The following is a 24,995-nucleotide window of genomic DNA, read 5'->3' on the forward strand; positions in this document are numbered from 1 at the left end:
AGGGGATCCGGTTGCGATGGGAAGGGCCCGGTCTTCTTTGACAAAAAATATCTATTCTTTGTTCAACGCGTCCAGTCGCGCAAGGACAGACAAGCCATGTGCCTCTAGGCTTTCGCTCTCAGCAAGTCTTGCAGCTGCAGGACCAATGGCGCGCAAACTGTCCGGGGCCATCTTGGACAGGGTAGTGCGTTTGACAAAATCCATCACTGAAAGCCCAGAGCTAAACCGCGCGGATCTGGCCGTCGGCAGCACGTGATTGGGACCGCCGACATAATCCCCTATGGCTTCAGGAGTATACTGGCCGATAAAAATCGCCCCCGCGTGAATGGTTTTTTCGCTTAGCGATTCTGCATCTGCCACACAAAGCTCTAGGTGCTCGGGCGCAATGCGATTGGACAATTCAACAGCCGCATCAAGATTTGGCACAGTGATGATTGCCCCGAAATCACGCCAGCTTGGGCCAGCAATTGCGCGGCGTTCTAGTGTCTCCAAGCGTTTCTCAACGGCGTTGGCCACCTCTTGCCCAAATTGCGCATCGTCAGTAATCAATATCGACTGAGCGCTTTCGTCATGCTCGGCTTGGCTGAGCAAATCCAACGCAATCCAATCTGGATTGTTATCTTTGTCAGCAATCACCAAAATTTCTGATGGGCCGGCGATCATATCGATCCCCACTTTGCCAAACACACGGCGTTTGGCCGCCGCAACAAAAGCATTGCCCGGACCGGTGATCTTATCCACAGGCGGAATGGTTTCCGTGCCATAAGCTAGGGCCGCAATAGCCTGAGCACCGCCGATTCGATAGATTTCATCAACCCCTGCCAGGCGGGCCGCCAACAACACCAACGGATTGGCCACGCCATCCGGTGTGGGCACCACAATCGCCAAGCGTGCAACGCCTGCCACCTTTGCAGGGATAGCATTCATTAATACCGAAGAAGGATAACTTGCCAAACCACCAGGAACATAAAGCCCCGCAGCAGAGACCGGCGTCCAACGCCACCCAAGTGTCGCGCCGGTTTGGTCGGTCCAGCTTTGATCTTCGGGCAGTTGTCTAAGGTGATAGGCGCGGATACGGTCAGCCGCCAATTCCAGCGCAGCGCGATCTGCTGCATTCACCTGTGCACAAAAGGCCTCTACTTCAGCTTCGGAAAAGCGTAGAGACTGCGGCGTCAATTTAAGCCGGTCGAATTTAGCCGTAAGATCAATGACCGCTTGATCACCATGTGCCCGCACCTGCGCGATGATATCAGCAACTATGGCATCGACATCGGGGCTGTCTTCCCGTTTTGCACCCAAAAGTGCGGTGAACTTGGTTTCAAAATCTGCGTCCGAAGCATTTAGAAACTGGGGCATGCGGCTCTCCTTTGATGTGCTCATAGCGCTGTGCGCTCAGAGCCTCAAGGAATAAGCTGCTTTTTCATGGGCTGCCCCTGAGTCGAATAACACGCGACTTCTGGGCCATCTGAGTGCCAGCCCCTTTTCCGATAAAAGCCCAGCGCCGTATGTGAACTAACCAACTGGGCCTGTTGATTGCCAAAAGATGCGATTTCTTGCTCCATTGCGTCCAGCAATGCACTGCTATGCCCCGCGCCGCGAAACGCTGGGTGTACATAGAGCAAAAGGATTCTCCCTGTCGTCAGGAACCCTCCGACTGCAGCAATCTGGCCATCGCATTCGCTCACGCGCAACTGCGTGCCTGCGTTGATCCAGCGCACGATGTCTTCCGGCGATTTTTCAGCCGTCCAACTTGCTATGGCTTCAGGGGCATCCTTGTGATCATCAAAACAAAGCTGGGTAATCGAACGGATCAATACGCGGCTGATGCTTTGCGCGTCTGCTTCAACCGCCTGCCTGATCATCGACAGGCTCAAGTCTCGTGTGTCGGCATTTGCTTTGAGGGTGCCAAATAGGGGCGTGTCACATCTTTAAGCGTCGCCTCCAGCGCCTCTACGGACAATTTTAGAACGCCGTCCCCGGCCAATGTAAGCAATATATGCCCTGCCCCATCTTTGAGCGGTTCATAGGTCAAAGAAAGCAGCGAAAGGATTGTTTCTTTGTCACTTCGATCTACGCCCTGACTGGAAACGCTTAGCACATTTTCGACCAAAAGTACCGATTGTACCCGCTCGACGGCGCGCCCCGTCTGTTTGGCCGTCGGGGCGTCTTCCCAACGAAATCGGTTAAGCAAGATGGCAAAGCGGCGCTCTCTGGCACGCCAGGTCATTTCCGTGACCGGAAACACCGCATCTTGAGCTAAAGCCGAAATCACTTGCAGATCTTCGGCATCCAACGCGCCCAAGTTTAGCGGCGTTTCCTGCCCATCTTCAAATCGTGCGTCTTGGGTCATATGCCATCTACCCTTTTTATCACCGCGCCAACATTCCCAAGTTTTTCTTCTAAGCGCTCATAGCCGCGGTCCAGATGATAAACGCGGTTCACGATGGTTTCGCCTTCGGCCGCCAGACCCGCCAAAATCAAAGAAACAGAAGCGCGTAAATCAGTTGCCATTACGGGCGCACCTTTCAGGCGCTCAACGCCGTGTACAGTTGCTGTACCGCCGGACACTTCGATGCTGGCCCCCATACGGATTAGCTCGGGGGCATGCATAAAGCGGTTCTCAAAGATCTTTTCTTCCAGAACCGACGTGCCCTCGGCGGTACACATCAGCGCCATCATCTGGGCTTGCAAATCAGTCGGAAAGCCCGGGAAAGGTTCAGTCACCACATCCACGGCTTTGACCCGACCGTTTTTGCACACAACTTTCAGACCAGCCTTGGTTTCCTCGACAGAAATTCCAGCCGCATCCAGTTTTTCGCAAAACGCGCCAACCAGTTCGATGCGCCCACCCAACAGCTCAACTTCACCACCCGCGATGGCTGGGGCAAGCATATAGGTGCCTAGTTCGATGCGATCTGTAACAACCGGATGAGTCGCGCCACTCAGGCGATCTACCCCTTGGATAACAATTGACGGGCTACCGTCGCCTTCAATTTGCGCGCCCATAGAACGTAAACAGGTTGCAAGGTCTTGGATTTCAGGTTCACGGGCGGCATTGTTGATCACCGTTGTGCCTTTGGCCAATGTTGCCGCCATCATGATATTCTCTGTTGCCCCAACAGAGGCAAAAGCCAATGTCATTTCCGCGCCCTTCAGGCCCTTTGGGGCTTTGGCGTGCAAATAACCGTCTTTCAATTCGATCTGAGCACCCAGCTTTTCAAGTCCATAGGTGTGCAGATCCATCGGCCGCGCCCCAATCGCGCAGCCTCCGGGCAAAGACACAACCGCATGACCAAGACGCGCAATCATCGGGCCAAGCACCAGATTAGAGGCCCGCATTTTGCGCACAATGTCATAATCAGCGATGTGATTATCAATGTTGTGGCTGGACATCGCGATGACTTTGCCGTCCTGCAGCGAGGACACTTCAGCTCCCAATGACTGCAATAGCTGGGTCATGGTTTTGATATCAGACAGCCTAGGTGCATTGGTCAACGTCAGCGGTTCTTCGCTGAGCAACGTTGCCGGCATGAGGGTCAGACAAGCATTTTTTGCACCTGCAATGGGAATTTGGCCATTCAGCGGACCATTTCCTTTAACAATAATTGAATCCATCTGCCCTAATCCTTGTCCTGAGCGCCTGTCTCTTTATCACCCGCAGGTTCGGTGCGCGCACGGGCTTGCGCCTTGCGACGTCCCATATTTGCCTTCAAAGCTGCTTTCAATCGGTCCTCGCGCGTTTGCGCAGGCTTTGACCGATTTGTTGGTGTTTTTTTATTTTCCATGCGCTTTCATTACATGAGCCGAAAAAAACATTCTAGATCCCCTTGCACAGTTAGAAATTTGAGGCTAATCACCGCGCCACGGTTGACGAGACAATCTGTCTTTATGCGACGGTATGCTGTGGTAGCTCAGTGGCAGAGCACACCCTTGGTAAGGGTGAGGTCGAGAGTTCAATCCTCTCTCACAGCACCATTCACTTTTACCCTATGCTGAAACACCGCTAAAGCCTGGAATGGTAAAGCTATTCCTGGTGTTCTAACTCCTGAATTTCGATGATAGGTAAATCGACCCGTAAATGCCAATCTCAGCAGCATTCTACGCAGTGTGATATTGCCACTTTCCCATACTTTATAAGGACTTGCGAGGAAGCAGAGTGAGAGTTCTAACGTTTCTTCTAGCCTACCCTTTTTCGGCGTTTGATACGTCAATGAATCTTGCAAAAAACCTTGGATTTTTCTAATTTCGCTATTTCTTCGTATGCACCGACCGCTGTCATACTGGAGGCATCCATAATGCGCCCCACCAATTGTTCGATTTGCTTATCGATTTCGGCGATCTTGCCTTTCACATCCTTAGACGCGCCCTTGGCCTGATCAATTCGGGCCTGCCAAGCGTCTTTGAACATCGCCTTTAGCCCTCAGTTCCTACATGCAATGATGATCATCGAAGCTGTCTTGGATATCGAACTGGAAGCGCGACAGTCACCATATCAACGATTTGTTCCCGTTGACGAAATTCTGGTACGGGCACCTGAGACCACGCGAGAAGCGGCAAACCCTTTGGCAATACCAGTTCGACTTCATGAGAACGATACATATCTCATACCAGATGCCTTGTACGGCATTGAGCACGATGAAGATGGAGAAAAGGGATACCGTTTCTGGGCGATAGAGTGCGAGCGCACGAGTCCTGAACACCGTTCCAATCAAAGGTTATCCAGCACGGGAAAAAAGAAAGAACTCTATACCAGATTGCTGCGAGACCGGAGTTACGGAGCGCACTGGGGGATTCCCAACCTGAAAGTGCAATTTGTTAATCACAAAGGCACTTCAGATTACTCTTCTGTATAAAGCTAATTTTTTTTAATTTCTCATACCTGAACATAGAATATCGCCCCTTATGATCACGATTTATGAGCCTAAAAAGAGCCTAAAAACAAACAAAGCCTTAGCTGATTCCAGCTAAGGCTTTGTTTTGTGGAACGTCACGAAGAGCGGCCATTTATCGACGCTGCGGCTAAGGTCTCATCTGAGCCCAAAGTCTCAAATGCTGCACAACGCTTGAATGCCTGGATTTTACGCAAGCGGAGTATGTTACGAACGGTGATCTGAGGCTTTCTTTACCAATTGTGAATAGAACCTGTCTCGCACGCACTCGGAGGTTCCATGCAACACGGTTTCAGCGATTTTCTCCGGTATGGCGGTGACAGCCAGTACAGAATGGCGCAACGACATGGTCGCCTGGTTGGCTACCCCTCGGGGTTCTCACTCAAATCCATTTTTCCGAACTATTCCGCTTTGCGAGCCGATTTCAGTGAACGTCTCGACCAGGTGACTTCTGAAAACACTCGGATGCTCTTGAACGTGCTGACGCCGCCTGACACCGTGCCGACTGTTTCGGCGTCCGATTTGCGAGATGTATCCGATGCAAAGGCAGAAGCGCTTAGCGCTTGGGACGCGCGACTTGAGAGTATATTCAGCGAGTATCAAAACCACCCGCAACGGCTTAGACCGCTTCGAGCGTCCATGGAAGAACGCCTTTTGCGTGCCTTTGCTGGGCTAATCAACCAACTCCGACAAGAAGACCTCGGGATTGAGCAATATATCTGGCGCTCGCAAGATGATGCCAAGGTGCGTGACAGCCATGCGGCCTATGACGACCGAGTGTTCCGGTGGGATAATCCACCTGAAGGCGGGCACCCCGGCGAAGCACATAATTGTCGTTGTTTTGCCGAGCCGATTTTTCTTGCCGTGTCGAGCAACGTTGTGCTCGCTGATTTCGCGCCAACGGCTGACAGCTTTCCGGGCGGCAACAATACTGTTCGACGCCTGGGTAATGGCTTGCTAGCACGCTCGCCTGCGGGATTGGCAGCATACGCGGCCCTTGAAGCAAGCAACCGGCTTCAAGAATTCACACGCGCTGCGAACGAGAGACGTGTACGTGATGCGGCAGAAATCTTGGGCGCTGATTTGGGCACCGTTGAGGGCATCCTGGCTGCCCAAGCCTACGCTATGGCGAAAGAACTTGCTGAGAATGGTTTCCTGTCTGACGCACCAGAACGCGGCGACCGGGCGAGAGTAATTGCGGAAGCCATCGGCCTTTATGAAATGTATCAGCCAGGGCTGTTTACGTTGCCAAACGAGAATGCCGCTGGGGCAGTAGAGATTGCACGCCAACTGGCTGCACAAGCTTTGGCGGCTTTGGAGGCAAACCAGCTTACACCTCTGGACGGTGAACTGGCAAAGGGTTGGGTGGAGGTTTTCCCTGAATTGACGGAAGATGAGCGTCGATTGGGCCAACTGCCGGGTTTCACACCCGAACGGCATGAGCAGTGGCTTGAAACCTATCCGATTGAAGATTTAGGTTTGCCGAACAACACGGGCTCACCCATACCCGGCGATCCGACCGACAATATCATATCAACGCCGATCCCAGAGGAGGCGGGGCCGAACATTATGGCCTCTGAGCGCACGCAGGAAGAGTTGGACGCCTTGGCAAGCGCCCCTGGCAGAGGAGGCGTTATTAATGGAAAAACCGAACAAGAACGCAAGATAGGTCTTGGTGCCGAGGAAGCTGGTCTGGTTGCAGGCCCCATTGTCCGCGATCCCACTGGTGCAGCTGAGTTTATTGATGCAGATGGTCAGGCCTGGGATGTGAAGGGCTTTCGCAGCGATTTCCCCGCCAGTACCGGTGGCTTTGACATTGATAAGGACATCGCAAAGGTTGAGCGGGAGTTGGCGGCGGGTCACAATGTGATCATAGATACAGAAAACCTGAGCGAAGCAGACCTTGAAGCTCTTAGGAACGAAATTGAACGCCGAGGAATCTCAGACAGGGTGGTATACTGGCCATGACAAAGCTTGATCTTCAACAGCGCGTAGATGCGTTTAGCAATGGGCAGGGTCGGAACCTTGACCATGGAACTAACCTTGAAGAGCTTGGATTGGACTTCAGAGATGTATTTCTTGATGATCGCAACCTGGCTGGTGCCGTGATACCTGGTTCGAACTTTTCCGGCGTGGTTTTGGAGAACGTTGATTTTTATGGCGCAAACTTGGGTGGTGCAAATTTCTCTGGGGCGGTCCTTAAGAATGTCGACTTCACGAAAGCGAATCTCGACAACGCCAACTTCACAAACGCTACAGTTGTTGGAGGTAGCTGGTTCAGAGCAACTTGCATAGATGCGCAGGTTGCAGGGCTTACCTTTTCCGGGACCAATCTGGAACGAACATTCCCTCAGCTTTCGTAGCGAGATCACCAGACGATTTCGGTCATAACTCACAGGTTTTTGTCCGGCCAACTCGCAGCAGTCATTGGAGCAGTCGCAGCGAAAGCGCACTTTGTTCGCATTTCCGTTATACCGAAGCGCCCCCCCGAATGATAGGTTTCGCAACCTCCAGATGTTGGGTGCCGCCGTAACAAACGGCGAACGTCGCCTAAGGGATGTTATGTAAAGCACTTTAGAGTTGAACCACCTATTTAGATATAGACTGACTGGCGGACCACAACGGACCCTTCTAAGCCTGCCACTGCCTTCAACCTCATCTCCACCGCTTCAGGCACCAGGCTTTCCGAGACCATTTTTGCGAGTGCCAACGTATTCCCGCCGTGAGACTCGATGCTTACAGCATTATTGCGCGCAGCGGTGATCCCCTCAAAATCTAACGTATGCCCCGCGCGCCTTGCTAGCTGCTCCATAAATACACGTTGGGTCCGCCCATTTCCTTCGCGAAATGGATGGGCATAGTTGAGATCAGACAAAATCTCCGTCGCCGCCTTTGCAAAGGTCTCAAGGTCCGTTGACCTTGCTTCTGGTGCATTTGCGAGCCGCTGAATATGAGCCAGCCCATTGTCCAGATGAGACGCCGGTAAGAAGGTACTATCGCCTTTGGACAAGAGGTTCGCGAAATCAGGGACATTAAAGGTCTCGCCTTCCAAAACGATGACATCCGAGCGCATTGTCCCCGCCCATTCAAACAGGTCTTGAAACAGATGCCGGTGAATAGCGCGCAGATGTGCCGAACCAAAATCACCGGTGATTTCATCAACAGTTTCGGTACGACTTGAAACAAGTTCACGTTCTGCAATCCGTAACAGGTCCGGGTTATTGTTGATCCCGAGACGATTTTTCATCGTCCTCTGATCGGCTTGGAAAAATGGATCAACCAAGGTCGCGCACCCTATCTAGGACCATTCGCATGCGTCGCTCTTGCAATTCTATGCGATCAATCTCGCCCGTGATCCAGAGCTCAGACAGGGCGTTGTATTCAGGCGTTTGTCGCCCAAGCCCTTCCATTTCCGCGCTCCAATTTGCCCTGGATACGATCTTTCGACGTCGCTGCACCTCTTCTTGTGTGATTGTTTTTTTCGACGGTTCCTCGTCCAAAACGCCCCCCAATATCAGCTATTCTATCATACCATTTTTTTGAGCCAGACCCAACAAACCCAGTTCTTATTTTTCTAATGGGACACAAAACGCCAATGCGCAGCTGCTTAGGTCACCAAATTTGAGGGCCGTACACCAGCTCAATTCAAATTGAACTAAGCTTCCCATCCAACAGCGCTCTTTTCGTAGACGCGGACATACTCCCCACCACAAGAAATTGGCGGGATATCATTGTCATCCAGCTTCCGTGCCAAATGTATCGGGGCTATTTTTTGCTTCGCGGACATCTGGCCAAGCGTCACATAGGTTTCTTCGAAAGCAAGGATGCTTTCCTTGGAAATGTAACTCTTGATACGGTTGGTATCTACGTTGCGCTTTTTCAATTGGCTCAAATACCCGTGGTTACGCAACTGGCGAACAGAGATGACGCTTATTTGCAAATATCTAGCAACCTCTGATAGTTGCAGATCACGATTGAACTGAACCCGGTCAATCGCACACATTGCGTCCCAGGCGACTTCCATCGCTTGAAATCCAGTTCCCACCTCTCCGCGAAAGAGCGCGCCCTCCAGCTCCACATTCGCCCAAAGTTCGATCAATCGAGGAATCCCGACACCTTTGTCGCGACAAAATGCTTTTAAAGGCACAAGAGCTTGACCTTCGCGCGCTACGGGAAGGCTTGTGACCTTTCGTAGCAGAGTTGCGACCTGCTCTTGCTTTGCATAGCGCAATGAAGAGGTCACTTTGATTGTGTCCAGAACTCCGCGATCTTGAAGGGCCTTTATCTGACGAACTGGAAGGCCAAATGATTGACTTGCCTCTTTCAGGGTCATCAAACTCGACCAATAGCTTTTTGCGCTATCAAGTTCGTCTACATGCACATCTGTACGCTTTAACGCGTCGCTTTCGCCAACTCCATTCATGTGTCCCAGCAGTTTTTTGAGAAACACCACTCCAAATCCAGTCAACTTACTAGCATCGCGCATCGTAAACCAGTTTTGCTTTGACGGCAGTTGGCCGAACACTTCTTTTTCTATTGATGTTGGGTACGTTTCAAAGATATGCGCACAGGTCAAATCGACCATTGGTTTCAGCGACGGGGCATCATAACACTCCCGAAGCCATTGGTAAAATGGCCCCATATCCGAGCTATAGTATGGACGTTCAGTTTTGCTTTGCATGTGCAGTTTCTGCAAAGCAATTCTATATCGCGGCGCCCCACCTTTGAGATATTCAAAGCCTAATTGGCAAAATTTTCGCTCTTGCTGGATTTCAAGTGATTTCAAGTAGTGGGCCTGACTGCCATCAAGCGCGGCCCCCAAATTCAGGCACACCCGATGTAGTTGAGTGAGATCAAACTCTTTGAGCCAGTCGTCTTTGGGTCCTTTCCAAAGGCGTGATCGAAGGTAGATCTCGAACGGCGTTGGCGCAAATGACTGTAGGTCCCTACTAACGCTTTGCACTAAATCAAGGTGCTTCAAAACGCGCGAAACGAAGTCATAATTTGTGTGCGCATGTATAGCGGACGGAAGTGTCATCAAAAGGCAATTATGTTTCGGACAGGATTGCAAAGGTATCACTGCCCATTCAATCAATTGAAAAACGCCGAAAGGCCCGCTTTTCGAAAGAGCTCTGCATACGCATTTGGGGCAAAAACGGACCGCAGTCCGACGCACTACCCCAAAAGTAGCAACGGTTTGGGGGCTGTCGGAGAAAGCATGTTTGCGGCGCTCGCAACGTCCGCTCGACTGATCGTCAACTCCAGTGAGCGAGACCAAAAGGGCTGGGACTTTTTCGTTCAGAAGGCGAGAGAGACCTCGGATATTGGCAGGCCGCTTGATCAGCGGACTGAATGGTCTTGTTACGTTCAGCTGAAATCTACCGCTCAGAAAAAGGGGCGCACGGTCAAGGCAAAGCTCTCGACGTTTGAGCCATTTGCCAAGCTTCCGGGACCATCATTGCTTGTGGTGTTCAGATTGCACACGGACGGCGAGCCAAAATGCGGCTACGTCATCCCTATTTTTGGCGAGAACCTGGCGCGCGTCTTGCTGCGCTTACGTCAATGCGGGCTGCTGACGCAGCATCGAGCGACCGTAGTCAACGGCAGCAATGGGCCGTTCACGCCAATCTGGTAGAAGCATCATTCACTGCTTTGGTAAGGAAATATCTTTGTGTCGGCGTCACAGAGATCTCGCACTGCATCAGATAAAAGGTTCGAACCGGACATTCGCGGTTTGACCACAAACATCCGGTTCGCGGTGAATTGGGTCAGTTTATGACGCAAAAGTCAATTTCGTCTGACGTTCAACAAAAGGTGAAATGGCGCTCTGGGGAGGATTCGAACCCCCGACCCCCTGATTCGTAGTCAGGTACTCTATCCAGCTGAGCTACCAGAGCGCGTTATGTGGGCGGTTTAGTCTGAACCGCTGAGGGGCGCAAGACCTAAATCGGAATTTTTTCTAAATTCCTGCAACTCCCCCTTTTGGAAGGCAAATTTCGAATCGAGTGCCCGTTTCGTCACTGTGTTTCAGCGTGACATCGCCGCCGTGGCCGCGAATAAGTTCGGCTGATATTGCCAGCCCAAGTCCCGTCCCGCCTTTGCGCATGCCGCCTTGAAACGGTTGAAACAAATGCTCCTTTGCCTTTGGTGGCAAGCCCGGGCCCGTATCCTGAACTGCCAAAACCCAGTGGGAGTCGGTTTCGCGGGCTTCCAGCAATATTTCACCTGGTTGGGCTGTTGCGACAATCGCTTGCCTGGCGTTGCGCACCAGATTGGATACCACGCGATGCAGTTGTTCAGCATCTGCCATTACCGTCATATGCTGCGGGATATCCTCGCTCAAACTCAGGTCAAAATCGCCAACCGCAAGCCTTTCGGAATCCAAAACATCGCTGACCAACTCTGCCAAATCAACAGAGGTCAACCGGGGTGCCGGCTCTTCTGCCTTGCCAAACGCCAGAGTGCTCTCACACAGATGCACGGCACGAGTGATCGAATTAACCAGTTTTGGGGCCATACGTTTGACGGTTGGGTCTTCTGACATCTCGATGCGATCTGTGAACAGCTGGGCCGAGGTCAGAATATTTCGCAAATCATGGCTGACCTTAGCCACCGCGCCGCCCAGCTGTGCCAGTCGTTCTTTCTGGCGCAAGGCAGCGGTTAATTCGGTTTGCAACATTTGCAGCGCCTCTTCGGCCTCGCGCAACTCCACAACCCCAGATGAGGGCTGAATGATGCGACGCGCGTCTTCTGGCGCCGCAGCATATCTTTGCATATAGCCCACAACGCCTTTGATGGGACGCACCAGAATATAACGCACAGCAAAAAACAACAAAGACGCCGTAAAGGCAGAAATCACCGCGGATAATATCAAAATTGTCAGACCATAGTCGATCATCGCGTTGCGCAGATCCTTGGTCCAGATAGTGACCTCGATCAACAATCCTGCCTCGAGCACCGGGGCCCCGATCACCCGAATGACCTCTGGTTCCGGCGTAAACAAACGGTGCATCGCATCCATGATCAATTGCATGGCGGTGGCGTTGCGCAAATCAAAGGTCGCCTGAATCGGCGCGGGCATGTCCGACGAAAGCATCAATTGGCGAATTTCATCGCGCCGCAACACAACATTGTAAACTTCGGCGTTGCGCAGCAATTCAGCTTCCAGCTCTGCGTCAATCATATCATCCGCCAGCAAGGTCAAAGACGCAATTTGCGCGCGTTCAAGACGCGACAGCAAATAGTCTTCGCGAAAGCGGGCCACCGAGGGAACAAAGATCAGAACCTCTCCGAGCATCACAAAAATGATGGTCAGAAAAAGGAACCGTCCTGAGAGGGTCTTTAACATAGCTGCGGACCGATCATTCTAAGGTAGCCAACGTTGCACAAAGCCGACGATACGTTTCACTTTAGGGTTTTCAAACAGTCTTGGGGAAAAATATGCCCCCGCTGCCCGTTTGTTTAACTCGCCCACAGTCGGATAAGGCGCAACCATGTTGGCCACCGCAGACATCTTAAGCTTATTTGCAATCACCAAGGCCCAAAGGTTAATCAACTCACCGGCCTGATATCCGGCAACAGAGGCCCCAACGGGCCGGCCTTTCACAACCATTACTTTGATCAAACCATCGGTTTTGCGTTCCGCAATCGCCCGGTCATTGTGGGAAAATGGGAACCGAACCACTTCCAGAGCATCCCCGTGTTTTTCCTTGGCCCGCGCTTCGCTTAGGCCAACCTGGGCCAGCTCTGGATCCGTGTAGGTCGCCCATGGAATATGATCTGTACGTTCCTTGGCAGGCAAGCCAAAAAGCGCTGACCGAATGATCAGCCCGGCATGATATCCGGCCACATGGGTGAACTGCAATCCCCCCGCCACATCGCCAATGGCATAGACCTTGCGGTTGCTGGTGCGCATACCGTCATCCACCTTAATGCCCGCACGCGTGAACTCGATCCCGGCCTTTTCCAGATCCAACTTGTCGATGTTGGGCTTACGGCCAACCGCCATCAACAAATGCGTGCCTTTAAAAATGCGTCCATCTTTTGTTTCAACTTCAATGGCACCAGCTGCGCCACGAACTTCGGCCGCCAGCGCATCTTCTTCGATCACGATGCCTTCGGCACGCAGGTTGTTTAGCACCACGGCCGCCATTTCAGGATCGTCTTTGCCCAAAGCCTTTAGGCCTTCGATGACGGTCACCTGACTGCCCAAACGCTGATGGGCCTGTGCCATTTCCAATCCAATCGGACCACCGCCAATGATCAGCAAGTGTTCAGGCTGCTCGCGCAGCTCAAAAAGCGTCTCGTTGGTTTCATAGGGCACACTTTCCAACCCAGGGATCGGCGGCACAAAGGGCGATGACCCGGTGGAAATCACAATGCGGCGGGCTTTTATCAAAGTATCGCCTGCCTGCACTTCGGTTGGCGACAGAAACACACCGTATTCCTGAATGACCCGCACGCCCAAGTTTTCAAAGCGCTCAACGGAATCATTGGGCTCAATTTCAGCAATAACAGACGCTACGTGATCTTTTGCAGCGGCATAATCCACATATGGCACAACATCTGCGACACCGTATTTTTGCCCATGGCTTTGCGCCCAGGCAGCCTTACCGCTTGCGATCAATGCCTTAGAGGGAACGCAGCCAAAATTCAGGCAATCTCCGCCCATTTTGTGGCCTTCAAGCAAGGTCACATCCGCGCCCATCTGCACAGCCCCGGCTGCAACCGACAAGCCTCCAGAGCCTGCCCCGATGACAAGCAAATCAGTCTTTATGCGTTTCATGATCAGGCGTCCTTCTTGCCGCGCAGGGCTTTGATAACAATGGGCAATGCGGCCAAAACACAAAGGCCAAGAATGGGGAACAATATTTGCGGCTCAAAGATGATGCCCAAATTCGGGGTCTCACCGCGTTCAAATACCTCACCTAGACCCGCACCGACAGAGGTATAAACCACCCCTCCTGGGATGATTCCCAAAAAAGTAGAAATTGCAAAGCGGCTCAGCGGAACCCCCACCAAAGCGGGCACCAGATTGGCCACAAAGAACGGCACAGCAGGCACCAAACGGATCAAAAACAACATCGACCATTGGTTCTCGTCGATACCATCTTTGATTTTCTTCACTGCCCCCTCGGACCCTTCCATTTTGGAAGCCAAGCGATCACCCAGCCCCCAGCGAGCTGCCATAAAGATAAGCACCGCCCCGACTGAGGCCGCCGAAACGTTAAAGAGCGCACCGGGGAATGTGGCGAACAAAAAACCACCAGTCAGCGTGGCGATGGTGGCACCGGGCAATGAAAACGCCACGATAATAATATAAGCCAATACAAACAGGCCGACCGTCAGACCATAGTTCGCATCCCGAAACGCCAACAAGGCTTCACGATTGTCGCGCAGGGTCTCAAAGCTTAGGTAATCCCGCAGGGTAAAGGCTCCAATCGCAGCAACTGCAAGTATCGCAATCAACGGCAGGCGTTTGGCCAATCCACTCTTGGGTACGTCGGTCATGTCACTCATCTTTTTTCTTTCGCTTATACTGGTTTCCTCCAAGATGCGGATCAGAGCAACCCAACGGTAGCCTCCTCACGGGCCCTTGATAAAGATCACGGCTTCTGTGATCAGAACGGCAGGTTTTGACATGAACTGAAACATTTCACTGGCATATTTTTGGTTTTTTGTTGCAAAAGGCATTTAGGGTGTTTGACTTATTTGAATGCGGCTCCTATAGACCAGTCTTCGAATAGAAAGCGCACCGGCATGAGTCGCGGTACGCAGCTCACACAAGTACGGAGACGGAGCGATGAAACGCACCTACCAACCCTCGAACCTGGTTCGCAAACGCCGTCACGGCTTCCGTTCGCGCATGGCGACAAAAGCTGGCCGCAAGATCATCAACGCACGTCGTGCGCAAGGCCGCAAGTCGCTGAGCGCATAAGCCTCAGCTTGACTGCGTATTAATATGAAGCCGCCGGAGGCCCCCATGGATGGTAACACCAACCAGCGGGAATTGGCTCCGGCGGCTTTGCCGTGTCTTCAGGTTATCAAAGTGCGCAAGGACTTTCTGGCCGCCTCACGTGCCCGCAGACAGGGCACCAAAGGCATGATGGTCCAGGCTCGCAAACGACAAGACACAGAATCCACGCAAGCAGATGTCATACGCGTGGGCTTTACCTGTTCCAAAAAAGTCGGCAACGCCGTGGCCAGAAACCGCGCCAAACGCCGGTTGCGCGAAGCAGCAAGACTGGTGCTGCCTGATCACGGGCAGCCGGGATTTGACTATGTCCTGATTGGCCGTGCAGACGCCACAGCCCAGCGCCCCTTTGAAGATCTCAAGCGTGATCTTATGTATGCTCTAAGAAAGTTACACGAGTCGCGCTGATGTCCCCGCTTGCCCATATCGTTGCTTTGCCTATTCGAGCCTATCGGCTGATTTTCAGCCCATGGGTGGGCTTTAACTGTCGCTACCAGCCCACCTGTTCCGCCTATGCGCTTGAAGCCCTTGAAAAACATGGCCCGATACGCGGCACATATCTAACCATTCGCCGGCTGGGTCGCTGTCACCCCATGGGCGGCGACGGATATGATCCTGTGCCTGAATCCAGAAATAAAACTCAAAGTGATACTTCCGCAACAGATTAATGCGGTAAGGATTTCCCGACTTGGCGAAGCGTCTGATCCTGCTAGGTTGCCCGCGGTCCACAATAGCAACAGGAGGCTTACCATGACATATTTTGATCGCGATGCAGGCCTTTGGTTCGCGGGCAACCGATTTTTCGGCTTTGCACTAACCCGCCGCTAAGCTTGGGCACATATTGATCTGTTAGTGTGATCCGACAGACCAACACCACCTTTTCCATTATTTAGATCTGATTTGTGAGCGGCACAAAACCGTCCTCAATTTGCATCTCTATCTCATTTCAAAACAGGAATCCGACCGCGTTTGCGGCGGAGAAAATCATGACACGTACAGACGCCACACCCAGCCTTTCTGACCTAAACTTGGAAGTCAGCACTCTGATTGCAAAATTTGGCCGGTGGAAAGCCTTTCTTGCCGTTGTCCAGCACTTGCTAAAACCCAAAGGCCAGCCGCCTGATGCGGTCAATGCGTTGAACACCCATCTGCGTAAGGATATCGGCCTGCCGCCAGAGCCACCGACGCGCCTTCGCTGGATGCCACCCAAATACTAACAGCCATGCGGAGCACGCTATCGCCTGCCCTGCACTTCTTTGGCCGCACCCCCCAAAAACGCCCAGTTTTTCTTGCTCTTGAAAGCCGTTTTGCTTATGCGGCAATCATGCTTGATGATCTTGATGACATTCACCCGCTATTTCACGGTGCCCCCTCTTCGGCCAGCTTCAAAAAGCTGCGCAAACGCATTGTGCGCCAAACCCGCGAGGCGATCGAACAATACGGTATGATCGAACGCGGCACCCGCTGGTTGGTCTGCCTGTCAGGCGGCAAAGACAGCTATACGCTGCTTGCGGTTCTGCACGAATTAAAGTGGCGCGGATTGCTGCCCGTGGATCTTTTGGCCTGCAACCTTGACCAGGGCCAGCCGAATTTCCCAGCAACCGTCTTACCTGAATTTCTAAAGCGCATGGGCGTTGAGCATCGGGTAGAATATCAAGACACCTATTCGATTGTGAAAGACAAAGTCCCTGCAGGACGCACCTACTGCGCGCTGTGCTCGCGTCTGCGCCGTGGCAACCTTTATCGCATTGCCCGCGAAGAAGGCTGCTCTGCCGTGGTTCTGGGCCACCACCGCGACGACATTCTAGAAACCTTCTTTATGAACCTGTTCCATGGCGGGCGTCTGGCCACCATGCCACCAAAGCTGTTGAACGAAGAAGGCGACGTCTTTGTCTATCGTCCTCTGGCGCATGTGGCCGAAGTGGATTGTGAAAAATTCGCCAAGGCCATGAACTACCCGATTATTCCCTGTGATCTATGTGGCAGCCAAGACGGTTTGCAGCGCCAGCAGGTCAAACAAATTCTGGACCAATGGGAAACCAACAGTCCGGGTCGGCGCAACGTGATGTTTCGTGCCTTGATGAATGCGCGGCCCTCACACCTCCTAGATCCCAAACTCTTTGATTTTGCAGGGCTTTCCCGAGAGTCTCTAAAAGTCGACGCAGATTCTGACGACATTCCCCAGCTGCGTTAATCGCAGACTTATTTTGATGCTCTAGCGTTCCGGTGATGGTGGTATGCCACAACAGGAACACAACATGAAGCAACCGTATAAAACGGGCCAATCGCTGGGTCACTCTGTTTTAAACTGGGCCACCCATCCAACCCTAATTGGGCTTGGTATCAGTCTTTCGTGCTTGGTCGCCTATTGGGCTGGCGGAGAACAAAGCCTGCTGTTTGCCGCGATCTTTTTGCTGCTGCTGGGGTTTCACTTTGTTGCCAGATATCTGCCAAAACAGGCAGAAAACCCAAATATCGATCGTCTGACAGGACTGCAATCGATCAGCTATGTAAGGGACGTTGCGCAAAACTGGCTTAAACAATTCGAAGTCTCACAACGCAAAACCGCTTGTTTTGTGCTCAGCATCGACTCGTTTGACGACGTGGTTACCCAATATGGCGAAGCTGCGGCGCAACAAATTCAACAAACCGTGGCTGCCCGCATCTCACGTGGCCTGCGCGACGAAGATCTGTTTGCCCGTTCTGGTGACGGTGACTTTCTGTTGTTGCTGACGCCGGTCCGCCATCTGGATCTGGAAATTTGCGTACAACTGGCCACGCGCTTAAAATCCGCCATCGAAACCGCCATTCCAGTAGAGGCGACAACTGTTGACGTCACAGCTGGCATCGGATTTTGCCGCAGCGACCAAATTTTAAGTCGGTATTTTTCTGATCTCGAAGATGCAACCCGCATGGCATTGCGTGAAGCCCGCAAAAATGGTGCCTCATCCATGCGCGCCTATTCCGAAAAAATGCGCCGCAGAAACGAAAGCCACAAACAGCTTTGCCAAGACGCCGCACGGGCGCTGCAATTGGGTGAAATCCGCGCGTGGTTTCAGCCTCAAATTTCTACAGACACGGGAAAAATCACCGGCTTTGAATCACTTGCCCGCTGGGAACATCCCCAAAAGGGCATCGTCGCCCCCGGAGAGTTTCTCGACACGCTTGCGGAAACAGGCCAATTGGAAAAACTCGCGGACTTTATGCTCAAAAGCGCGTTGCAAGCCCAAAGCCAATGGCAAAGCCAAGGGTTTGAAGTGCCACACGTGGGGGTGAATTTCTCTGGCGATGAACTGCGCAATCCAAATTTGGTTGATAAAATCCATTGGGAATTGGACCGCTACAAGCTTTCGCCTGATCGCGTCGCCATCGAAGTGCTAGAAACCGTGATCGCCGGTCCATCTGAAGGTGCCGTTTCAAAAAATGTAAACGGTCTAGCCAAGCTGGGCTGCTACATCGATCTTGATGATTTCGGCACCGGAAATGCCTCGATAAATTCAATCCGGCGTTTCTCTGTGTCGCGCCTCAAGATTGACCGCTCATTTGTCATGCATGTCGACAGTGACCCCGAACAGCAACGTCTGGTGGCGACCATTGTCACAATGGCCGAAAGACTGGGTTTGGAAACCCTCGCCGAGGGGGTCGAGACCGCAGGCGAGCACAACATGCTGGCACAATTGGGCTGCAATCACGTGCAGGGCTTCGGCATTGCCCGCCCAATGCCCTTTGAACAGACGATTCCTTGGATGACCGACCATATCGCGGCATTGCAACAGACCCCGCAAATCGGCAAACAACTGCGGTGAAACACGGATAATTCCCCAACAATTTGGCCCTTAGCCCCTCTGCAAAAGGATTCCACTTGACCTTTTGTCCCTACCTCTGTTGAACCAGCCTGAACCAAAGTGTGCGCGCGCGATGATCTTGGCGCAGCCGCTTATACTGGAAAAGGTCAGGAACGCTTGCTTTGGCACCATACCAAAGGCGTTTAAACAGACAGGTGGCCCATCGTAATGGACAACAATAACAAGAACCTCATTCTTGCAACCGCGCTTAGCTTTGCTGTGATCCTCGTTTGGTTCCTTCTGTTCCCTCCTCCGGAGCAGCCAACCAACACAGCGGTCAACGAAATGGAAGCCACGCAGCCATTGACCGCACCGGTAGCGGCACAAGCGACTGGCGCTGCGACTGTTGAAACAGCCGTAACCGACGAAACTGTTGATGCGCCGCGGGTTTCCATCGAAACCGCTCGCCTCAGTGGCTCGATTTCTTTGCAAGGTGGCCGGATCGACGATCTGTCGCTGAAAGACTATCGAGAAACTTTGGACGACGATTCTGAAATCGTTCACTTCTTCAAACCGCGCAACACGCCCGGCAGCTATTATGCGCTTTATGGCTGGGCACCAGGTGCCGGGCTGACACTGGATACCGTGCCAGGGGCCAATACCATCTGGTCGGTGGAAAAAGGTGCTACTCTCACCGAAGATGCTCCCGTCCTTTTGTCTTGGGACAATGGCAACGGCTTGACCTTCCGTCGTGAAATCTCGGTGGATGAAAACTTCTTATTTTCCGTCAAGCAATCTGTAGAAAACACTGCAGCCGGCACCGTTTCGCTTGCGCCTTATGGCGTTTTGGCTCGCCACGGTGAACCCCAAGACCTCAAGAACTTTTTCATCTTGCACGAAGGTTTGGTGTCGATGTCCGACGGCGAGCTGAACGAGCTTGATTATGACGGCATGACCGATTTCGAGTTCAATCAGAACGAAGGTGCCAAAGCCGAGGCCACGCAGGTTTCTGAAAACGGCTGGATCGGCTTTACCGATCACTATTGGATGGCAACATTGATCCCGTCCCAAACCAGCGCGTTCAAATCAGTTGCCAAATACGATGACCGCCGCGACATCTATCAGACCGAAGCGGTGATGCCGACAGAAACACTGGCCCCCGGCCAGTCCGTGACCGTTGAAAGCCAGTTGTTTGCCGGTGCCAAAGAATGGGCAACCATTCGTGGCTATCAAAACGAAGGCGGCGTCAAAGGCTTTTTGGACAGCATCGACTGGGGTTGGTTCTTCTTCCTGACCAAGCCAATGTTTGCTCTGCTTCACTGGCTAAACAGTGTCATCGGCAATATGGGATGGTCGATCATCGCGTTGACCGTGATCATCAAGGTAATCGTCTTCCCCTTGGCTTATAAATCTTATGCCTCGATGGCAAAGATGAAAGAGCTTCAGCCTCAGATGGAGAAGCTGAAAGAAAAAGCCGGTGATGACCGCCAGAAGATGCAGCAAGATATGATGGCGCTGTATAAGTCGGAAAAGGTAAACCCAGCCTCTGGCTGTTTGCCACTGCTTATTCAAATCCCGATCTTCTTCTCGCTCTACAAAGTGATCTTTGTCACCTTGGAACTGCGCCACGCACCTTGGATCGGCTGGCTGAAAGACCTTTCCGCGCCTGATCCAACTTCGATCATCAACCTCTTTGGCCTGCTGCCATTTGCGGTGCCTGAACTTGGATTCTTCGAAATCCTCAGCCTTGGTGTTCTGCCAATCTTGCTGGGCGTTTCAATGTGGCTGCAGCAAAAGTTGAACCCGGCCCCAACCGATGCGACACAGGCGATGATCTTTGCCTGGATGCCATGGGTGTTCATGTTCATGCTGGGCAGCTTTGCCAGTGGTCTGGTCATCTACTGGATTGCCAACAACACCATCACCTTTACACAGCAATATTTGATCATGCGCAGCCACGGGTTCAAACCCGATGTCTTTGGCAACATCAAAGGCAGCTTTAAGCGCAAGGCCAAGGCCGACGACAAATGAACGTAGCTGTTGCGGCCCTTTGGCGCCATCCCATCAAAGCACATGGCCGGGAGGCCTTGCAGCGCGTCGCGTTGCAAGCCGGCAAATGCATGCCATGGGACCGCCATTGGGCCGTGACACACGACGCCACCAGGGCTGATGGCTCTGAATGGGCCAGATGTATCAACTTCTCGCGCGGTGCCAGCTCACCGCGTTTGATGGCCATGACCGCCAAGCTCGACGAGGCCACGGGCCGGGTCACGCTTTCACATCCTGATCTTTGGGATCTGACCATCAACCCAGACACCGACGCTGCGAAATTTGTCAGCTGGGTGCGCCCGATCATGCCCGCTGATCGCCGCCAATCCACCGGCATCTTAAAAGTGCCGGGCGTGGGGCTTACAGATTCCAGTTTCCCATCCCTCAGCATCCTAAACCTTGCGACAAACGCCGCCGTTGGTGCCGCTTTGGACGCCGAGCTTTCGATGGACCGCTGGCGTGGCAACATCCACCTTGATGGCTTGCCCGCATGGGACGAATTTTCCTGGGTCGGGAAACACATCCGGATCGGCACTGCCGAATTCGAAGTACGAGAGCGGATCGAACGTTGCACCGCAACAACCGTTGATCCGGACACCGGCGAACGCGATTACGATACGCTGACCGCTCTGAAATCAAATTGGGGTCACAAAGATTTTGGTGTCAAAGCCATTGTGACCAAAGCTGGCGACATCGCTGCTGGCGATCACGTCGAGGTTCTATAATGCAATTGCCCTTCCCTCTGGTCGAAGAACCAGATGCCATCAGCCTTGAAAAGGGCCGCAAGATGTTTGTCGGCAGCAATGCTGATTTTCTCAAAGGCGTGGTGGCCATGTCCGGCCTGCCTGGTGATGATCGCATCGAGGTTTGCTTTGCCGGGCGTTCAAATGTTGGCAAATCCAGCCTGATCAACGCCCTGACGGGGCGCAAAGGTCTGGCGCGCGCCTCAAACACCCCAGGCCGCACCCAGGAAATCAACTATTTCACATTGGCAGACAGCCATTATCTGGTCGATTTACCGGGCTATGGCTTTGCCAATGCCCCCCTGCCTGTCATTGAAAAATGGCAAAAGTTGCTCAAGCAATATCTCTCAGGACGCGTATCCTTGCGCCGCGCTTTTGTACTGGTGGACAGCCGCCACGGCGTCAAAAAAGTCGACGAAGAAATCATGTCGCTTTTGGACAGCTCTGCCGTGACCTTCCAGGTGGTGATGACCAAGGCCGACAAAGTCAAAGACGTTGACCGCGAAAAGATCTTGGAACAAGTGCGCACGGCCTTGTCAAAACATCCGGCCGCGTTCCCGGAAATCGTGCTGACGTCCAGCGAGAAAGGCTGGGGGCTGCCCACATTACGGGCGCTTATTGCCAACCTGAAATAACCCCAACCCAGTCATTTGGGTCTGTAAAAACATCTACTCTTGGCCAATTGCCAGCGATTGGGTAACACAGACGGCCAGAGGGACCAGGACATGAAGAAGCAAAACATGAATCGCGATTGGATCGCCACCGCCCGCACCCTGTCACAAGCTCTGCCCTATTTGCAGCGCTACACCGGGGCGATAGTTGTCGTAAAACTTGGCGGTCACGCCATGAGCAGTGACGACGCGATGGATGAATTTGCGCGTGATGTTGTTTTGATGCAGATGGTCGGCATCCACCCCGTTGTGGTGCATGGCGGCGGCCCAATGATCAACGCCATGTTGGACCGTCTTGAAATCAAATCAGATTTCGTCAACGGTAAACGGGTTACCGATGCCGCCACCGTCGAAGTGGTTGAAATGGTTTTATCTGGCCGCGTCAACAAACGCATCGTTCAGGCCATCAACGCACAGGGTGGCAAGGCGGTTGGCCTGTCGGGCAAAGATGCCAATCTGATCACCTGTGATCAAACCAACCCTGATTTGGGCTTTGTCGGCACCCCCACCGAAATGGATCCAGAAATCCTGCATGACATGTTTGCCAAAAACACCATCCCAGTGATCGCGCCTTTGGGGGCGGGTCGCAATGGGGAAACCTTTAATATCAACGGCGATACAGCCGCCGGGGCCATTGCTTCGGCGCTGAATGCCGACCGCCTGTTGTTGCTGACCGATGTGCCGGGCGTCAAAGGTGAAAACGGCGACGTGATGACAGAGCTGAAGGCCCAGCAAATTCGCGACATGATCGCATCCGGCGTGATTGCTGGCGGCATGATCCCAAAAACCGAAACCGCACTAAGCGCCATCGAAGGCGGCGTGCGCGCCGTGGTGATCTTGGATGGCCGGGCACCAAATGCCTGTTTGTTGGAATTGTTCACCGAACATGGCGCAGGGTCAATGATCCGCGACGACAGTTGATTTGACAGCCCCCCCTTGTGGGGTACTCTGCGCTTATGGAAAACGAAGCCACAATACGTCTTAGCATATTCCTCGGTCTTTTCATTGTCTTAGCCGGCATCGAAACCCTGCTTCCGCGTCGTTTGCGCGCCCAATCGCGCAAATCAAGATGGGCGACGAATTGGGCGCTGACCGCTATAAATACACTGACCCTACGTGCTTTGGCCTTTTTACTGCCAGCATTGGCTGTTGGGGCCGCTCTGGATGCATCCGCCCAGGGATGGGGTCTGTTTAATCTTGTTGGACTTCCCCCGTGGCTAGAAGTTTTTCTGGCGATCTTGATTTTTGACTTCGCTATTTGGCTTCAACATCTCGTAACCCACAAAGTGCCCCTGCTCTGGCGCTTGCACCGGGTACATCACGCGGATCGTGACATGGATGTCACCACCGCAATCCGCTTTCACCCAATCGAAATCGCCCTGTCTATGTCGCTGAAAATCGGGCTTGTTTATCTGCTAGGACCAAGCGCACTGGCAATCATCTTGTTTGAAATCATCCTGAATGGCACCGCCATGTTCAACCACGCCAATATTCGACTCCCCCTTCCCCTAGATCGCAACCTGCGCCGGGTTTTGGTCACACCTGACATGCACCGGGTGCATCATTCCGTGCACCGGCACGAACATGACAGCAACTATGGGTTTTCGCTTTCCCTCTGGGACCGACTTTTTGGCACCTACATTGCCCAGCCCGCCGAGGGCCACGACAACATGACGGTTGGCCTAAGGTGGCAAGACACACGCCCCGCCAAGCTCAGCTGGGTGCTGACCCTGCCGTTTTTCAAAAAATGATCGCGCAGCTACTTCATGACAATCGGCTGACCGTTGTTGGCGGTTTCCACCCCCACGATGACCCCTGGGTTGATGGTTTTCAGACCGTGTTGATGATCGGCCCGGACGAACCCGGTTTTTGGGGGCATTTCACCCAACAACCAGAATACCTGGATGGCCGGCCCAATGCCCTAGATCGTTTTGGCAAGCGTATCCTCAATGCCATCGCAAAAACAGAAAGCGCCACAGCGTTTTTCCCATCAGATGGGCCACCCTATGCGCCGTTCATTCAATGGGCGCTCCAATCTGGCTGTGATCAGTCGCCCGTAGGCTTGCTGGTACATCCCAAAGCCGGGCTGTTTGCCTCGTTCCGAGGAGCACTGGCCCTGCGGCGGCATATTGCGCTGCCAGCGGCTTTGCCCGCGCCCTGTGGCAGCTGTCATCACAAACCATGCCTCACCGCCTGCCCCGTCGGCGCACTGACAGCCAAGGGCTATGACGTGGCCGCCTGTCAAAGCTACATCAAATCCCCTCAAGGCCGCGACTGTATGACAGGCTGTAAGGTGCGAATTAGCTGCCCAACGTCGCAAAAGTTTGGCAGAGTGCCCGCACAATCAGAATTTCACATGAAGGCTTTTTTAGGCGAATGACCAAACACCTCATTCTTATGCGCCATGCTAAATCCAGCTGGGAACACGTTGGCCGAGATTTTGACCGCCCTCTTAACACCCGTGGCCAAATGGCAGCCCCAGCAATCGGGGACTGGCTGCGCACACAGGGATATCTGCCTGACGCTATCCTAAGCTCCAGCGCCAAACGCACGCGCGAAACCTGCGACGGTTTGGGGTTTGATGTACCAATGCGATTTGAACGCAGGCTTTATCTGGCTGATCCCGATACCATGCTGGCAGAACTAAAGGCGGAAACGGCCAATACGGTTCTGCTGTTGGGCCACAACCCCGGTATCGCCGAATTGGCGGATCAATTGGTGGCAACCCGCCCGGATCACTCGCGGTTTTATGACTATCCAACCTGCGCAACCACAGTCATCGACTTTGAAATTTCAGACTGGGCCGCCCTCAAGCCAGGATCCGGCAAGATTCGGGATTTTATTGTTCCCAAAGATCTGAAATGAACCAAAAAAGCCCCGCACAA

At 53.0% G+C, this 24,995-nt stretch carries 29 protein-coding genes and 2 tRNA genes; 18 read left to right on the top strand and 13 right to left on the bottom strand.

Annotated features, from left to right (window positions below; genetic code table 11):
• Positions 1–51: 51 nt before the first annotated feature.
• The 5 genes from hisD to ABXG94_RS10065 are packed head-to-tail and all read right to left on the bottom strand — an operon-like array spanning position 52 to position 3,785.
• Entirely contained in the window at positions 52–1,356 is a 1,305-nt protein-coding gene (gene hisD / locus ABXG94_RS10045; RefSeq protein WP_353533862.1) for a histidinol dehydrogenase, read from the bottom strand.
• 44 nt (positions 1,357–1,400) lie between these two features.
• The gene (locus ABXG94_RS10050) at positions 1,401–1,862 is read right to left on the bottom strand and encodes a GNAT family N-acetyltransferase (protein WP_353533863.1); all 462 of its coding nucleotides are present in this window, start codon (positions 1,860–1,862) and stop codon (positions 1,401–1,403) included.
• 8 nt (positions 1,863–1,870) lie between these two features.
• Positions 1,871–2,350 (bottom strand): DUF2948 family protein, encoded by a 480-nt coding sequence (locus tag ABXG94_RS10055; RefSeq protein WP_353533864.1) that lies wholly within the window; start codon positions 2,348–2,350, stop codon positions 1,871–1,873.
• Positions 2,347–3,615: a UDP-N-acetylglucosamine 1-carboxyvinyltransferase gene (gene murA, locus ABXG94_RS10060; protein WP_353533865.1), complete on the bottom strand. Its 1,269-nt coding sequence runs from the start codon at positions 3,613–3,615 to the stop codon at positions 2,347–2,349. The genes ABXG94_RS10055 and murA overlap by 4 nt, the downstream gene beginning before the upstream one ends.
• A 5-nt stretch (positions 3,616–3,620) precedes the next feature.
• Positions 3,621–3,785, bottom strand: a complete 165-nt coding sequence (locus ABXG94_RS10065) for a hypothetical protein (RefSeq protein WP_353533866.1) — start codon at positions 3,783–3,785, stop codon at positions 3,621–3,623.
• Between the two features lie 115 nt (positions 3,786–3,900).
• Here ABXG94_RS10065 and ABXG94_RS10070 point away from each other — a divergent pair.
• Positions 3,901–3,975: transfer RNA gene (locus ABXG94_RS10070), tRNA-Thr, on the top strand.
• A gap of 232 nt (positions 3,976–4,207) precedes the next feature.
• Here ABXG94_RS10070 and ABXG94_RS10075 read toward each other — a convergent pair.
• Positions 4,208–4,408 carry a hypothetical protein gene (locus ABXG94_RS10075; RefSeq protein ID WP_353533867.1) on the bottom strand — a complete coding sequence of 67 codons (201 nt, stop codon included), beginning with the start codon at positions 4,406–4,408 and terminating at the stop codon, positions 4,208–4,210.
• A 28-nt stretch (positions 4,409–4,436) separates the two neighbouring features.
• Here ABXG94_RS10075 and ABXG94_RS10080 point away from each other — a divergent pair, with 28 nt between their 5' ends.
• The 3 genes from ABXG94_RS10080 to ABXG94_RS10090 all read left to right on the top strand — a co-directional run bounded on the left by ABXG94_RS10080 (position 4,437) and on the right by ABXG94_RS10090 (position 7,252).
• Positions 4,437–4,853, top strand: coding sequence for a hypothetical protein (locus ABXG94_RS10080; protein ID WP_353533868.1), 417 nt, complete (start codon positions 4,437–4,439; stop codon positions 4,851–4,853).
• Between the two features lie 315 nt (positions 4,854–5,168).
• On the top strand, positions 5,169–6,857 hold the full coding sequence (locus ABXG94_RS10085; protein WP_353533869.1) for a phage minor head protein: 1,689 nt from the start codon (positions 5,169–5,171) through the stop codon (positions 6,855–6,857).
• Positions 6,854–7,252: a pentapeptide repeat-containing protein gene (locus ABXG94_RS10090; RefSeq protein WP_353533870.1), complete on the top strand. Its 399-nt coding sequence runs from the start codon at positions 6,854–6,856 to the stop codon at positions 7,250–7,252. The genes ABXG94_RS10085 and ABXG94_RS10090 overlap by 4 nt, the downstream gene beginning before the upstream one ends.
• 230 nt (positions 7,253–7,482) lie before the next feature.
• Here ABXG94_RS10090 and ABXG94_RS10095 read toward each other — a convergent pair whose 3' ends face one another.
• From ABXG94_RS10095 to ABXG94_RS10105, 3 genes are all read right to left on the bottom strand, one after another.
• Entirely contained in the window at positions 7,483–8,172 is a 690-nt protein-coding gene (locus ABXG94_RS10095) for a Fic/DOC family protein (protein WP_353533871.1), read from the bottom strand.
• Positions 8,165–8,347 carry an antitoxin VbhA family protein gene (locus tag ABXG94_RS10100; protein ID WP_353534043.1) on the bottom strand — a complete coding sequence of 61 codons (183 nt, stop codon included), beginning with the start codon at positions 8,345–8,347 and terminating at the stop codon, positions 8,165–8,167. The genes ABXG94_RS10095 and ABXG94_RS10100 overlap by 8 nt, the downstream gene beginning before the upstream one ends.
• Positions 8,348–8,544: 197 nt before the next feature.
• A complete protein-coding gene (locus ABXG94_RS10105; RefSeq protein WP_353533872.1) occupies positions 8,545–9,675 on the bottom strand; it encodes a hypothetical protein in 1,131 nt (376 codons plus the stop codon).
• Between the two features lie 432 nt (positions 9,676–10,107).
• On the opposite strand from ABXG94_RS10105, the gene ABXG94_RS10110 reads away from it, so the two are divergent.
• Positions 10,108–10,524, top strand: coding sequence for a hypothetical protein (locus ABXG94_RS10110; RefSeq protein WP_353533873.1), 417 nt, complete (start codon positions 10,108–10,110; stop codon positions 10,522–10,524).
• A gap of 185 nt (positions 10,525–10,709) precedes the next feature.
• On the opposite strand, the gene ABXG94_RS10115 is transcribed toward ABXG94_RS10110, so the two are convergent.
• From ABXG94_RS10115 to ABXG94_RS10130, 4 genes are all read right to left on the bottom strand, one after another.
• Positions 10,710–10,786, bottom strand: a tRNA-Arg gene (locus tag ABXG94_RS10115).
• Between the two features lie 62 nt (positions 10,787–10,848).
• Positions 10,849–12,237, bottom strand: coding sequence for a sensor histidine kinase (locus ABXG94_RS10120; protein ID WP_353533874.1), 1,389 nt, complete (start codon positions 12,235–12,237; stop codon positions 10,849–10,851).
• Between the two features lie 18 nt (positions 12,238–12,255).
• Positions 12,256–13,674 carry a dihydrolipoyl dehydrogenase family protein gene (locus ABXG94_RS10125; RefSeq protein ID WP_353533875.1) on the bottom strand — a complete coding sequence of 473 codons (1,419 nt, stop codon included), beginning with the start codon at positions 13,672–13,674 and terminating at the stop codon, positions 12,256–12,258.
• 2 nt (positions 13,675–13,676) lie between these two features.
• A complete protein-coding gene (locus ABXG94_RS10130; RefSeq protein WP_353533876.1) occupies positions 13,677–14,408 on the bottom strand; it encodes a TVP38/TMEM64 family protein in 732 nt (243 codons plus the stop codon).
• A 283-nt stretch (positions 14,409–14,691) separates the two neighbouring features.
• On the opposite strand from ABXG94_RS10130, the gene rpmH reads away from it, so the two are divergent.
• From rpmH to ABXG94_RS10195, 13 genes are all read left to right on the top strand, one after another.
• Positions 14,692–14,826 carry a 50S ribosomal protein L34 gene (gene rpmH, locus ABXG94_RS10135; RefSeq protein ID WP_025048050.1) on the top strand — a complete coding sequence of 45 codons (135 nt, stop codon included), beginning with the start codon at positions 14,692–14,694 and terminating at the stop codon, positions 14,824–14,826.
• 24 nt (positions 14,827–14,850) lie between these two features.
• Complete coding sequence (gene rnpA, locus ABXG94_RS10140) at positions 14,851–15,270, top strand: ribonuclease P protein component (protein WP_502901689.1); 420 nt, start codon at positions 14,851–14,853, stop codon at positions 15,268–15,270.
• A complete protein-coding gene (gene yidD, locus ABXG94_RS10145; RefSeq protein WP_353533878.1) occupies positions 15,270–15,530 on the top strand; it encodes a membrane protein insertion efficiency factor YidD in 261 nt (86 codons plus the stop codon). The genes rnpA and yidD overlap by 1 nt, the downstream gene beginning before the upstream one ends.
• Positions 15,531–15,848: 318 nt before the next feature.
• Entirely contained in the window at positions 15,849–16,079 is a 231-nt protein-coding gene (locus ABXG94_RS10150; protein ID WP_353533879.1) for a hypothetical protein, read from the top strand.
• Positions 16,080–16,186: 107 nt separating this feature from the next.
• Positions 16,187–17,056 carry a tRNA 2-thiocytidine(32) synthetase TtcA gene (ttcA, locus tag ABXG94_RS10155; RefSeq protein ID WP_353533880.1) on the top strand — a complete coding sequence of 290 codons (870 nt, stop codon included), beginning with the start codon at positions 16,187–16,189 and terminating at the stop codon, positions 17,054–17,056.
• 64 nt (positions 17,057–17,120) lie between these two features.
• Positions 17,121–18,668: a putative bifunctional diguanylate cyclase/phosphodiesterase gene (locus tag ABXG94_RS10160; protein ID WP_353533881.1), complete on the top strand. Its 1,548-nt coding sequence runs from the start codon at positions 17,121–17,123 to the stop codon at positions 18,666–18,668.
• 207 nt (positions 18,669–18,875) lie between these two features.
• On the top strand, positions 18,876–20,678 hold the full coding sequence (gene yidC / locus ABXG94_RS10165; RefSeq protein WP_353533882.1) for a membrane protein insertase YidC: 1,803 nt from the start codon (positions 18,876–18,878) through the stop codon (positions 20,676–20,678).
• Positions 20,675–21,421 carry an MOSC domain-containing protein gene (locus ABXG94_RS10170; protein ID WP_353533883.1) on the top strand — a complete coding sequence of 249 codons (747 nt, stop codon included), beginning with the start codon at positions 20,675–20,677 and terminating at the stop codon, positions 21,419–21,421. The genes yidC and ABXG94_RS10170 overlap by 4 nt, the downstream gene beginning before the upstream one ends.
• Entirely contained in the window at positions 21,421–22,074 is a 654-nt protein-coding gene (yihA, locus tag ABXG94_RS10175; RefSeq protein ID WP_353533884.1) for a ribosome biogenesis GTP-binding protein YihA/YsxC, read from the top strand. Before ABXG94_RS10170 ends, yihA begins: the two co-directional genes overlap by 1 nt.
• A 90-nt stretch (positions 22,075–22,164) precedes the next feature.
• A complete protein-coding gene (argB, locus tag ABXG94_RS10180; RefSeq protein ID WP_353533885.1) occupies positions 22,165–23,031 on the top strand; it encodes an acetylglutamate kinase in 867 nt (288 codons plus the stop codon).
• Between the two features lie 35 nt (positions 23,032–23,066).
• Positions 23,067–23,861 (top strand): sterol desaturase family protein, encoded by a 795-nt coding sequence (locus ABXG94_RS10185; RefSeq protein ID WP_353533886.1) that lies wholly within the window; start codon positions 23,067–23,069, stop codon positions 23,859–23,861.
• The gene (locus ABXG94_RS10190) at positions 23,858–24,490 is read left to right on the top strand and encodes a 4Fe-4S dicluster domain-containing protein (protein WP_353533887.1); all 633 of its coding nucleotides are present in this window, start codon (positions 23,858–23,860) and stop codon (positions 24,488–24,490) included. The genes ABXG94_RS10185 and ABXG94_RS10190 overlap by 4 nt, the downstream gene beginning before the upstream one ends.
• On the top strand, positions 24,487–24,975 hold the full coding sequence (locus ABXG94_RS10195) for a SixA phosphatase family protein (RefSeq protein ID WP_353533888.1): 489 nt from the start codon (positions 24,487–24,489) through the stop codon (positions 24,973–24,975). Before ABXG94_RS10190 ends, ABXG94_RS10195 begins: the two co-directional genes overlap by 4 nt.
• Positions 24,976–24,995: the final 20 nt, after the last annotated feature.

Origin of the sequence: Cognatishimia sp. WU-CL00825 (assembly GCF_040364665.1) — a bacterium.
Classification (GTDB): Bacteria; Pseudomonadota; Alphaproteobacteria; order Rhodobacterales; family Rhodobacteraceae; genus Cognatishimia.